General features: G+C 45.5%; 12 protein-coding genes. 4 read left to right on the top strand and 8 right to left on the bottom strand.

The window, feature by feature from the left end; genetic code table 11:
* Positions 1 to 11: 11 nt before the first annotated feature.
* Positions 12 to 1,625 (top strand): adenylate/guanylate cyclase domain-containing protein, encoded by a 1,614-nt coding sequence (locus tag QZ918_RS03290; RefSeq protein ID WP_293331012.1) that lies wholly within the window; start codon positions 12 to 14, stop codon positions 1,623 to 1,625.
* Positions 1,626 to 1,739: 114 nt separating this feature from the next.
* On the opposite strand, the gene QZ918_RS03285 is transcribed toward QZ918_RS03290, so the two are convergent.
* Complete coding sequence (locus QZ918_RS03285) at positions 1,740 to 2,555, bottom strand: MOSC domain-containing protein (protein ID WP_293331009.1); 816 nt, start codon at positions 2,553 to 2,555, stop codon at positions 1,740 to 1,742.
* Between the two features lie 216 nt (positions 2,556 to 2,771).
* On the opposite strand from QZ918_RS03285, the gene QZ918_RS03280 reads away from it, so the two are divergent.
* The gene (locus tag QZ918_RS03280) at positions 2,772 to 3,485 is read left to right on the top strand and encodes a carbonic anhydrase (protein WP_293331006.1); all 714 of its coding nucleotides are present in this window, start codon (positions 2,772 to 2,774) and stop codon (positions 3,483 to 3,485) included.
* Between the two features lie 109 nt (positions 3,486 to 3,594).
* On the opposite strand, the gene QZ918_RS03275 is transcribed toward QZ918_RS03280, so the two are convergent.
* Positions 3,595 to 4,200, bottom strand: coding sequence for a calcium-binding protein (locus QZ918_RS03275; protein ID WP_293331003.1), 606 nt, complete (start codon positions 4,198 to 4,200; stop codon positions 3,595 to 3,597).
* Between the two features lie 472 nt (positions 4,201 to 4,672).
* Entirely contained in the window at positions 4,673 to 5,860 is a 1,188-nt protein-coding gene (locus tag QZ918_RS03270; protein WP_293331000.1) for a TPR domain-containing glycosyltransferase, read from the bottom strand.
* 462 nt (positions 5,861 to 6,322) lie between these two features.
* Here QZ918_RS03270 and QZ918_RS03265 point away from each other — a divergent pair, with 462 nt between their 5' ends.
* Complete coding sequence (locus QZ918_RS03265) at positions 6,323 to 6,592, top strand: GlsB/YeaQ/YmgE family stress response membrane protein (RefSeq protein ID WP_293330997.1); 270 nt, start codon at positions 6,323 to 6,325, stop codon at positions 6,590 to 6,592.
* Positions 6,593 to 6,670: 78 nt separating this feature from the next.
* On the opposite strand, the gene QZ918_RS03260 is transcribed toward QZ918_RS03265, so the two are convergent.
* From QZ918_RS03260 to QZ918_RS03240, 5 genes are all read right to left on the bottom strand, one after another.
* Complete coding sequence (locus QZ918_RS03260) at positions 6,671 to 6,832, bottom strand: hypothetical protein (RefSeq protein WP_293330994.1); 162 nt, start codon at positions 6,830 to 6,832, stop codon at positions 6,671 to 6,673.
* Between the two features lie 30 nt (positions 6,833 to 6,862).
* Positions 6,863 to 8,683 carry a signal peptide peptidase SppA gene (gene sppA / locus QZ918_RS03255; RefSeq protein WP_293330991.1) on the bottom strand — a complete coding sequence of 607 codons (1,821 nt, stop codon included), beginning with the start codon at positions 8,681 to 8,683 and terminating at the stop codon, positions 6,863 to 6,865.
* Positions 8,684 to 8,691: 8 nt separating this feature from the next.
* Positions 8,692 to 8,874: a hypothetical protein gene (locus tag QZ918_RS03250; protein WP_293149313.1), complete on the bottom strand. Its 183-nt coding sequence runs from the start codon at positions 8,872 to 8,874 to the stop codon at positions 8,692 to 8,694.
* Positions 8,875 to 9,020: 146 nt separating this feature from the next.
* Complete coding sequence (gene fni / locus QZ918_RS03245; protein ID WP_293330988.1) at positions 9,021 to 10,070, bottom strand: type 2 isopentenyl-diphosphate Delta-isomerase; 1,050 nt, start codon at positions 10,068 to 10,070, stop codon at positions 9,021 to 9,023.
* Between the two features lie 145 nt (positions 10,071 to 10,215).
* Positions 10,216 to 10,899, bottom strand: a complete 684-nt coding sequence (locus QZ918_RS03240; protein ID WP_293330985.1) for an SDR family oxidoreductase — start codon at positions 10,897 to 10,899, stop codon at positions 10,216 to 10,218.
* Positions 10,900 to 10,977: 78 nt separating this feature from the next.
* On the opposite strand from QZ918_RS03240, the gene QZ918_RS03235 reads away from it, so the two are divergent.
* On the top strand, positions 10,978 to 12,087 hold the full coding sequence (locus tag QZ918_RS03235) for an S-(hydroxymethyl)glutathione dehydrogenase/class III alcohol dehydrogenase (protein WP_293330982.1): 1,110 nt from the start codon (positions 10,978 to 10,980) through the stop codon (positions 12,085 to 12,087).
* Positions 12,088 to 12,150: the final 63 nt, after the last annotated feature.

The raw sequence follows: 12,150 nt of genomic DNA, 5'->3' as shown, positions 1-12,150 counted from the left end.
CGGTGCTGTCTATGAATGAACTGAATCTGGAACTTCAAATTAATGGAATCATCGAAAAAACCGTGCCTGTCGAAGGCGAGCAATTTATTATCGGTAGGTTGCTAGAATGCGATTTGCAACTGCCTTTTTCTGACATTTCCAGGCACCACACCCGCTTGTTTAAAATAGCTTCAGGGGAGTGGCTAGTTGAGGATATGGGCAGTACCAACGGGACGCTACTAAACAACAGTCCCCTCAACCAACCTCACTTAGTCCATCAGGGCGATGTGATTTATCTGGGACACCGGATTAATTTGATTGTCGTTTTGCCCGATCGCTCTGACCCCCAACTTCCTGAAATCGGCACCATGCCCGAAGGAGTGACTATCCTCGGCAAAGCTAAAGAACTCCAAAAACAGTGGATAGAACCAGACACAAAAATTGAAAAAAACTACGAACAAGCTATCTCGCGTTTAAAATACTTGGTCGATATTGCCAAGTATTTAAACACCGCTGAATCCATCGAAGCAATTTTCGATCAAGTCCAGCAAATCGTGTTCCGCGATATCAAAAACATCGAACGTTTGGCACTATTAATAGACTTCCGAAATAACGGCGAACTGGAAGTAGTTAAAACTGCCGCCAGACCAACTGCCAAAAATAAATATATCCCCGCTGACGGCAGTTGGATCGGCCGCACTATTTGCCGCAAAGTATTGGAAGAACAAGTTGCTCTAAAAACTGCCGACGCTCAGTTTGACGAACAGTTTGACGACAATATGAGCATGATCGATAAAGGAATTCGCACGGCGATAGCTGTTCCTCTCTGGGATGAAAATACAGTTTTTGGAGTGCTTTACGGCGACGCTCAACTGACTTCTAGAGAGTGGTATCTGGGCGGAGATGAAGACTTGAGCTTTTTTTCGGCTTTAGGAAATATTGTCGCTTCTAGCGTGCAGCGCTGGCTGCTGACACAAAAACTCCGCACCCAAGAAACTATGCGGCAAAGATTGGAACGCTATCACTCTCCGGCTGTGGTTCAGCATTTAATGAATACGGGGACTTTAATTGACCACCGCCTGCCCCCTGTGGAACGCGAAATCAGTATTTTATTTGCAGATATTGTAGGCTTTACTGCGATGTCAGAACGCTTGAGTCCCCCTCAAATTGCGCGGTTGCTCAACAATTTTTTTGAGGAAATGTTGCAAGAAGTTTTTGGGGAAGGAGGAACTTTAGATAAGTTTATTGGAGATTGTATTATGGCATTTTTTGGAGCGCCGGAACCTCAAACGGATCATGCCGATCGCGCTGTGGCGGCAGCTTTGGGAATGCTCAACCGTCTTGACGAACTCAATGCAAATAAGAGTTTGGGCGAACCGCTGCAATTGCGGATTTCTATTAACAGCGGCAAGGCAATAATTGGTGATGTCGGCAGTTCTAAAAGAGTTGATTATACTGTGTTGGGTTCGACTATTAATCTGGCTGCTCGGATGGAGGGAATTTGTCAGCCTGGGGAATGCGTGGTGAGCGAAGCTACTTACACGTTGCTGCGATTGCCCCAAAGTTTTGAGCCGATGGGAGATTTCCGCTTTAAAGGAATTGACAGACCGATCGTGGTTTATAGTACCAACCGAAATCTAAGGTAATTGGTGATTGGTGATTGGTGATTGGTAATTGGTGATTGGTGATTGGTAATGCGACCTTTAAGTCAAAAGGATTGAGTTATTAGTGAGGGATGCAAGTCCTCCTAATTTTTTTAATTAATCAGAAATGGTATTAAATACGGATTTGCTGACGCTGAGGATTTGAACTTCATCTCCTATGTGTACTATTGTTCCGGCTGCTTGAAGTGGCACTCGCGTGTTAACCAGTAGCCGACTAAAGTGATTGAAATGACCTTTTTTTTGCAATTCAGGCATGATTTGATTCTGCTTGGCTGCTAACATGGTTTTCAAGTTTGGATAAGCTTCTTTAGCAGCAGAATTTCGGTGAGATTGCAGACAGGGCTGACCGGGATTAATACCTTCAAATATTACTGGCCCTATTTTAAACCTGACAACTTCATCGGCTGCTCCGAAAAGTCGATCTTCCCAAAAAGCCGGGACATCTCCTATTTCAATATTAGCTCGCAAGCGATGTCGCATTTCGTTAACGCAAACTCTCGGAAACCAAGATGCTACTTCGGCTATTGTTGCGGTACTGATAATGCTTGGCCCGGGTGCTGCGGTATCATCGGGAAAGCCTGCGAGCAAGTTTTCAATTAACTTGACGGGGAAACCGAAGTAGTTGCTCAACCAAGATTCTATGGCGGGGCGTTCTCTATCTACATGAAAAAATATTTCTTGTTCGGTGTCTTGAATTTTCAGACCGGCGATTCTCTTTTTTATGTCAAATGATAGGCGCAGAAAATGTACTCCGCTGTTGCGCTTAGCGTTAACAAATTCTCCTGCTCGATCGCAGATGGCAAAAGAGCGATCGCCTGCTAGAGCTCCGCTAGCAAGAATAGGGGCTTGACTGACAGCTATGCCATCAAGGGACTTGACCGGATAAATATGAATGCTGGCGACGTAAGACATTGTGATTCATTGATAAATAATTGTTGTTTTAGATACATTATAGCATCCTCCGCAGGCAGAATGATGACCGCAGTTAATTCCATGAAATTACAAGGGGCGATTTTTTTATTAGTTTATATTTAGCAGGTACTTGTAAAGAAAAAGTAAAGAAATTTTGCTGGGCTGATGGCAAATATTATACTAATAAATATAAAATAATTAACCGAGTTGCAAGCAATGACCGACTCAAAAGAAATAGGTAAGATGTCGAGGCGGAGTGCGATCTGGATGTCAAGTGCAGGGGCGCTGGTGGCAACCATGGCCCCAGGGCTGTTCAAAACTGAACCGGCCTATGCAGAAGGAGTAGTCTCAAACATCACTCCTGACGCCGCACTCAAGAAATTGATGAACGGGAATCAGCGGTATATTGACCAAAAACGGACATTTCCCGACCAAAGCCGATCGCGAATTGTGGAAGTAGCACAGGGTCAACATCCGTTTGCAACCATCCTTGCTTGTTCTGATTCGCGGGTAACACCGGAAATTATTTTTGACCAAGGATTGGGGGATTTATTTGATATCCGAGTAGCGGGAAATTTTCTCGACGATGTGGTTCTCGGCAATATTGAATATGCCACACTAGAATTAGGGGTGCCGCTATTAGTAATTCTGGGTCACGAACGCTGCGGTGCTGTGAAAGCGGCTTTAGATGGCAAACCGGTTCCGGGTCACATTAGCACTTTGGTGGAGGCGATTAAACCAGCCGTTGATGCTACAAAAAATCAATTGGGCGATGCCTGGGATAATGCAGTCAGAGCTAATGTGAAAATGAATGTAAATAATTTAAAATTAGCTTCGCCTATTTTGGCTGAAGCTGTTAAAGCGGGCAAGCTTAAAGTTGTTGGAGGGCGCTACGATTTGGATAGCGGCAAAGTAGAGATAATTGCTTGATTTTATTGTTACATCTGATACAGCCTAAAGGTCGAATAAAATTAAAATCCAGAGAGTCTGCACAAGCTAGACTTGTGCAGACTCTCTGGTGTTTTTTTTTAGCTCAACCTTAAATGTAGGTTAGCAATGTAGGATCGACATTAATTCGCAGAACAATTTCTGCATTGTTGACTTTAGGAGTCTTGAGTTCAAAGAAACTTCCCTTATCTTGGATTTCAATGAAGTCGCTAGCGCTAGATACGCCAAAAGCACTCAGATCAATCTTGTCTATACCCACCTCGTAGTCTGCGATAGTCAGAGTATAGCCAATCTCATCTTTGTTGGTAGCGATGAAAGTATCTATCTCTCCATCTCCTAGGATGAAAGTAGAAAAGGGGTCATTTTGCAAGTCAGTAATTAACTGAGCGTTGTATTGGTTTGGACCTGCTCCTACGAGTATGTCATCTCCCCAGGCAATGAGGGTATCGGTGCCACTACCGCCAATTTGAATATCGTTGCCTTTTTCAAGATTATCAGTTGCTGTGAACTCTCCGTCTCCAGAGAGGACATCCGCATTTGCACCACCAAATAATTTGTCGTCGTTTTTGCCGCCCAAGAGCAAGTCTAATCCTGCAAATCCCTCAAGAGTATCATTTCCTCCTCTACCTCGAAGAGTGTCTGCTCCAGATGTTCCTCTCAAACGGTTGTCACTATCGTTACCAATTCTGACGGCCATGTTTTTGATCCCTCAAGTAAGTTACAAGTAAGTTCATTGGATACAAGCTAAGATTATTTGCACTTGAAATTAATCTGTAGCTTTAATTACATTTTTACCTACAATAATGAGTTGATGATGAAAATTTGATGAGAAAATTTTCATGTTTCCCGATTGTTGTAGTATCCCCCTCTACCAAAAAGTGTAGAAGTTTCTGGAATAGGACTTACGCACAATCTATATGTAGGGCGCCAATGCGGATTTTATTGCGATAAGTTAAGTAATATTATGTCCGGTCAATTACCGCGATCGATAAAGTTGGTAGTGAGGGATGCAAGTCCTTAGCATTCAACGACTTTAGTCCTCACTACCAACCATTTTTATGAGGGTTATATGACCGGATGCGAGCTAATTTTTCAGATCGTATTTTGATTGTGGGTGGGCTGGAGAACCCGCCCGCGAAAGGCTGATTGAGAATGGTACAGTATCTCAGTTACATCAAACCCATTTCTTGGAGTCCGCGGCGCAGGCGTTCTGCTTCAAAGGGGCGGCGCTGTTCGTGAAGGGCGATCGCTCTTTTGAATTCTGCTAAACTTTCGGGCATTTTGCCAATTTTCAGCAGCGCTACTGCCAAGTTTTGATGGGCTTCGGCGTGTTCGGGATCGATTTTGATGGCTTGTCGGTAATAGGCGATCGCATCTACCAAATTTCCGGTTGCTTTTAGGGTCAGTCCTAAATTGTAGTGACCTGGTGCAAAATTGGGATCTATTTTTAAAGCTGCTTTGTAAGCTTTTTCTGCTGCTGGCAAATCTCCTTCATCTTTGAGCAAATTGCCCAAATTATTGTAAGCACCTAATTTAAGCGCCGGGAACACATCTGTATTAATTGCTAGTTGATAGTGTTCTTTGGCTTTGGCAAATTGCTGTTGCTGGCGGTAAGCAATGCCTAAATGATAGTTGAGTTCGTAAATAATAGATTCATCAATTGTCGCCGCAGTCAATCCCCTAGTTAATAAATTAATTCCCCGCCCGATTTGCCCGCTTTCTACGTACAGCGCGCCTAATTTGCTGCACGCATAAGCATCGTTTGGATAATAAGCTATATAGCGTTCCATTGCTGCTTGAGCTTTTTGGAATTTGCTTTTTGCTGCGATCGCATCTTTGTGATAACCAGAGTGGTAAATCGCCACATCGGGGAGAGAAGCTATTTTCCATTCTGGTTCGCGCTGCAAAATCTCAGCCACGCTGTCGTCTACCATGGCGTGGTAAGGGCGAGAAAAGCGGATGCCGGGGCGATTGCGAAACAAACGCGATACTAGGGAATAGGGTGATTGAGATGCACCGATTTCTTGGCGGATGAGATTGATTAGTAAGAGTCGATCGCTCTTAATTGCCTGCTGGATCTGAGGTACAATCTCCGGTACCAGCACCTCATCGGCATCCAACACCAAAATCCAGTCGCCCTGGGCGTGCTTCAGAGACTCGTTGCGCGCCGCTGCGAAGTCGTCGCACCATTCAAAGTCATACACCTTCGCCCCGGATTCTCGGGCTATTTCACGGGTGCGATCGCGCGAACCGGTATCCACTACAACAATTTCGTCAACAACACCCTTCACGCTGTCCAAAGTCCGCGATAGTGTTGCTTCTTCATTCTTGACGATCGTGCACAGTGTCAGATTCATCGGGGGCCAACTTTCCTAATTTGACAAAAATATTGTAATTTTTTTTACCAGTAAAACACAAAAAGTCCCAGAAAAATTTTTCCTATTGCCCTTCGGCTTTGAGCACAAGCACCTTTCTTCCTTAGAAAAATTTGGTTGTACCAACCGCACCCAACGGTTGGGACGTTCTGAAATTGCACTTTATATGAGTAGTCGATTGCTTCTGTCCTAAATAAATAAAGCCTTCTATCCTAGATAATTAAAGGCTTCGTTCTTAGTTGTGCGCTCTACGTTCTGCATTCTTAGTTGTGCCTTCTTCAATAACTCTTTTGACATATTAAAGAGCCTGAAATTAGGACGATTTATGAGAAATTCTACCTCTATCGGTTCATCCCTACGGTAGAGGAAAGGATGGGATATCAGTTGTTATTCTTAGAACATAAGACAAGGCAGACGAAAGTTAAACACTCAGGAGAAAAACAAATGGGAATTATTGCTTGGATCGTTTTAGGACTGATTGCTGGTGCGATCGCTAAAGCTATTTACCCGGGACATCAAGGTGGCGGTTTTATTGCCACAACAGTTTTAGGAATTATCGGCGCGCTGGTGGGAGGTTATTTAGGTCAAACCTTTGTCGGGACAAGCGCGGGAGCTTCCTTCGGAGTATTGAATCTACCCAGTATAGCTTTTGCAGTCATCGGCGCGATCGTGGTACTTTTCATCTGGGGATTGCTGACTCAGCGTGCTGCATAATAAATATTGCCAATTCCTAGTCGATCGACTTATGGGGTATTCATAAACCCGGTTTCTTGAGGAAACCGGGTTTTTCAGTCAATAACGCCCGCTGCCGCCATAATAAGATTGGTTCGTAGTGAGGACTTTAGTCCTCTGACGGATGCGGACTAAAGTCCTCACTACGAACCTGCCATAATAAGATTGGTTCGTAGTGAGGACTTTAGTCCTTCTTCTATTGATGCGGACTAAAGTCCTCACTACGAACCTGTTGAAACCGCTACGACAAAGTTAATTAATCCGCAAGTCGAAAGGTAAGCGAACGTAAATCCCTTGCGGGTCATTCATCGACTTGATAACAGTCAATTCATCCTGCATTTTCTTAACTTCGGCCGTTAGCGGGTCGAGTTTGGTGGCTGGTTTTAACACATGAACGCCGGATATTCTTTCCAAAATTCGCTCTTCCAAACTGCGGCGTTTTGGATATTCTTCTAACTGCCAATCGTCGCCTAGTTTAGCTTGCTTAGCCGCTTCTCTAACAGCATCTTCTAGGCCACCAATTTCATCCACTAAACCCAACTGTTTGGCTGCGATACCAGACCAAACTCTGCCTTGAGCAATTTCTTGCACCTTGTTTTTTGGCAGTTTGCGGGAGTCGGCGACTTTGGTGATAAATAGATCGTAAATGCGATCGACTATTCTCTGAATATTCGCCAATTCTTGAGGATTTTTGGGGCGGGAAACCGTGTTAGTATCCGCAAAACGGGCGGTTTTTACCACGTCCCAAGTTATGCCGTTGTTAGCAGCCAGCTTTTCGGCATTGAATAGCATCCCAAAAACGCCGATGGAACCAGTAATCGTACTGGCTTCGGCAAAGATTTTGCTAGAACCCATCGAAATCCAATAGCCGCCGGAAGCTGCTAAATTGCCCATCGACACGATAACTGGCTTTTTTTTGCCCGTCAGCGCGACTTCGCGCCCGATGACTTCCGCAGCCGTCGCGCTGCCTCCAGGGCTGTTGACGCGCAAAACTACTGCTTTTATGTCGTCATCTTCTCGGATTTTACGCATTTCTTCAGCGATGCGATCGCCCCCTACTTGAGTCGGGCCGCCTTCGCCGTCTACAATCTCACCTTCAGCGTAAAGGACAGCAATCTGGTTTTTCTTGTGAGCGCGAGTAGAGTTTTTACTCTCAGCAACTCTTGCGTAGTTTTTCAAACTTATTTGCTTGAAAGATTTATCTTCTGCATCGGTTCCTGTTAGTTTTTTCAGTTCTATTGCAATTTCATCAAAGTAGACAACTTTATCCACTAACTTGCCTTTGAGAGCTTCGTTAGCCATCAAAGTTCCGCCATTATCTGCAACTGCTTGCAGTTGGGGAACGGTCAATTTGCGGCTCGGGCCGACAGTTTTGAGGTATTCGCCCCAAATATCTCCGAGCAGTTTTTGGGTTTGCTGGCGATTTTCCGGGCTCATTTTTTTGAGCAAAAACGGTTCGACGGCTGACTTATATTTACCGACGCGAGTGACTTGGACTCCCAAGCCGTATTTCTCGAAAGCACCGGTCAAAAACATGGCTTGACTGCTAAAACCGTTGATTTCTAGGGAGCCGTAAGGATTGATAGCAATTGTATTTGCAACGGAACCGAGGTAATAATCTCGCTCGCTCCAGTCCATTTCGTAAGCAAAAATGGGTTTTTTGGCATCTCGGAAACGCTGTAATGCCGATCGAACTTCTTTGAGATTAGCAAACCCGCTGCTGCTAGAATCCGAACTGCCTTCAAGATACATCCCCACGATTTTCGGGTCTTTTTTCGCAGATTCGATCGCATCTAAAACAGTACGCAGCGTCACAGCATCGCCGGATTCATCCGAAAGCGCTTCTTGAATCGCCGCGCTCGTGCTGCGGCTCGGTTTGCTATCGGTGATATTTAAAGAAAGGTCTAATACCAATACAGACTTATCTTTAACTTGCGGGCCTGAATCTTTAGACGACGATGCCGCCAGAGCAATTAGCAGTACCAGTCCTCCCAATCCGATGCCGCCCAGCAGCAACAATCCCAGGAAGGTTCCCAGCAAACTTGCACAAGTATATTTTAGGAAATCTTTCATTTAGATAATTAGTCAGTTGACAGTTGACAGTTGACAGTTGACGTGTGGTAGGGGCAGTGGATGGTGCGGGCCTGCCCTCTTAGTTGACAGTTGACAGTTGACAGTTGACGTGTGGTAGGGGCAGTGCCCCGTGCCTGCCCTCTTAGTTGACAGTTGACAGTTGACAGTTGACAGTTGGTAATTATTAACATTTGGTAATTGGCAGTTAGTAATTGGCAGTTGTTATTTCTTATTTCTTATTTTTTAATCTCTTCCAATAATCAGTAACTACTGACTACTGCCAACTGCCAACTGCCAACTGCCAACTGCCAACTGACTACTGCCAACTGACTTACTTTTATCTTAACCTTTCCAAAACCCCAGGATGTTTTAACTCGTCGAGGTTGGCGCAGCCAGTACAAAACATCACCGTAGCGATTTCTGCAATTAAAACCTCAGCTAGAACACCTGCTGCTGATTCCGATGCTGCGGCTGCTTGCAGAAACGGCCGCGCCAGCCCCGCCACATCCGCGCCGAGGGCGAGGGCTTTCGCTGCATCCAAGCCGTTTTGCAAGCCTCCAGAGGCAATCAGGGGAACATCCGGCGCTACGGCGCGGGTGCTGACAACGCACTCGGCTGTGGGAATTCCCCAGTCGGCAAAGGTGGCACCCAACCTGCGCTGCTTGCTGTCTTTGGCTCGCTCTCCTTCTATTTTGGCCCAAGAAGTGCCTCCGGCTCCGGCAATGTCGATCGCGCTTACCCCAGCCGATCGCAATTTCTGTGCCATTTTTCCAGAAATACCGTTGCCTACTTCTTTCGCAATCACCGGTACTGGTAATTTATCGCACAATTTAGCAATTTTTTCGAGCAGTCCTTTAAAGTTAGTATCGCCTTCAGTTTGAACGCACTCTTGCAGCGGATTGAGGTGCAAAATTAGGGCATCTGCTTCCAGAATATCGATAATTTTTTGACACTCTTCCAAACCGTAATTGTAGTTTAATTGAACCGCTCCGATATTAGCAAATAGCAGAATATCGGGAGCGCGGCGGCGCACGGCAAATGTAGCAGCAAGTTGAGGGTTTTCTACGATGATGCGCTGGGAACCGACTCCCATCGCCAGTTTGTATTCCTGAGCGACATCGGCGAGGCGATAATTAATGGTCTGCGCTAGTTCTGTGCCACCTGTCATTGAGGAAATTAGCAGGGGAGCGCCTAGTTTTTTGCCGAGAAATGTGGAGGTGAGATCGATTTGGGTGCGATCGAGTTCTGGCAAACAGCAGTGAGTAAAACGGTAGTGTTCCAGTCCGCTGGTAGTTTCGCGAAATTGTACGTCTTCTTCGAGACAGATCCTGAGGTGGTCTGCTTTGCGGGTTTCGGTTTGCGAGGGCGAGGTTAATGGCAAGTTCACAGTGGCTATTTGGGGAGAGAGTTTTGAGTTAGGAATATAGCAATTTTATTTCATTTCTGAGATTTTTTATTAACCGCAGAGAGCGCAGAGGGCGCAGAGGAGTAGAAAAGAGAGATGTTCGCAAATTCTGCTTTCTGTTGCTATATTATCCCGGAACGGTCATCGGCATTCCATTATCCGAAGGTTTCAATTTCAGCAAAAAAGGCACTGCTTTTTGCACCCATGCTTTGACTGGCGTGTAACTTGCCGCGTGTTCTCCGAAAGAGATTTCCAGCATATCGGTGTGAATTATGCCGGGATTCAAAGGAATCGCTGCCATGCCTCGCGGGAGTTCTTGGGCGAGCGATCGCGTCAATCCTTCGATCGCCCACTTAGAAGCGCAATAGGGTGCGACTTCCGGCGAAGTTGACCTTCCCCAACCCGAACTAAAGTTGACAATTATACCACTTTTTCGCGCAATCATTGCCGGGACAAAGTGGCGAATTACATTAGCTGTACCTTTAATATTAACATCAATTACCTGAGAAAATTCTTCGCTGCCGACATTCCATAACGGCGCGGAATAATTTGTGATAGCTGCATTGTTAAGCAGCAAATCTGGCGGTTGCTGCTTTGCCAGAATTTCTGTAGCCCAAGCTTTGACTTGCTCGTCGCTGGCGACATCCAAACAAGTAAAATCATGAGGCGAGCTATATTTTTGTTTGAGTTTTTCCACTGCTTCGGCAGAACGCGCACATCCTAAAACTGTGTGTCCCAATTCAATAAACTTTTCGGTCATGGCGAGACCGAGACCGCGACTGACTCCAGTAATTACAATTAATTTTGTCATAGAATTGGTGCAATTTTTAGATTAAGTAATAGAATACATATTGACGGAGCATTTAACAAATCATCCCAGGGAGAAAGCATGAAAGTAAAAGCAGCAGTTGCTCGCAGTGCCGGTCAACCTTTGACCGTTGAAACGGTCGATCTTGATGGGCCGCAGGCTGGTGAGGTGCTGGTGGAAATCAAAGCGACGGGTGTTTGTCACACTGATGCTTATACTCTTTCCGGCGCCGATCCCGAGGGTTTGTTTCCGGCAATTCTCGGCCACGAGGGAGCTGGGATTGTTGCGGATGTGGGGGCGGGAGTCACAAGTGTCAAAAAGGGCGATCGGGTAATTCCACTTTATACTCCCGAATGTCGCAACTGCTCGTATTGTTTGAGCGGCAAAACGAATCTCTGTCAAGCAATTCGCCTCACTCAAGGACAAGGCGTAATGCCCGATGGCACGAGCAGATTTTCAATTAATGGCGAGAAAATTTTCCATTACATGGGAACTTCTACCTTTGCTAATTATACAGTATTGCCAGAAATTGCCGTAGCAAAAATTCGCGATGACGCTCCCTTTGACAAAGTTTGTTTGATTGGCTGCGGCGTTACAACTGGCATCGGCGCTGTCATCAATACTGCCAAAGTAGAACCAGGTTCTAATGTAGTAGTTTTTGGTTTGGGCGGCGTGGGTTTGAATGTAATTCAAGCAGCGCGCCTGGTGGGAGCCAACATGATTGTCGGCGTAGATATGAATCCCCACAAACGAGCAATGGCGGAAAAATTCGGCATGACTCACTTCGTGAATCCCCGCGAAGTTGAGGGCGATTTAGTTCCTTATTTAGTAGATTTAACCAAAGGCGGAGCTGATTACAGTTTTGAATGTATCGGCAACGTTAATGTGATGCGCCAAGCTTTGGAATGCTGTCACAAAGGTTGGGGCGTGAGCGTGATTGTTGGGGTAGCGGGAGCAGGGCAAGAAATTAGCACCCGCCCGTTTCAATTAGTAACTGGTAGGGTGTGGAAAGGCACGGCATTTGGCGGCGCAAAGGGCAGAACCGATGTCCCGAAGATTGTTGATTGGTACATGGATGGTAAAATTGATATTGATAGTTTGGTAACTCAGGTAATGCCGATCGACAAAATCAATGAAGCTTTCGATTTGATGCACCAAGGCAAAGTAATTCGCACAGTTTTAACATTTTAAACAAAAATCTTTCTCTCTCCCTCTGTGTACTCTGCGCTCTCTGCGGTTCAAAAAAATCTAATT

The sequence above is a fragment of the Microcoleus sp. CAWBG58 genome, assembly GCF_020883045.1.
GTDB lineage: Bacteria > Cyanobacteriota > Cyanobacteriia > Cyanobacteriales > Microcoleaceae > Microcoleus.
This window is presented reverse-complemented; position numbering and strand designations above follow the sequence as displayed.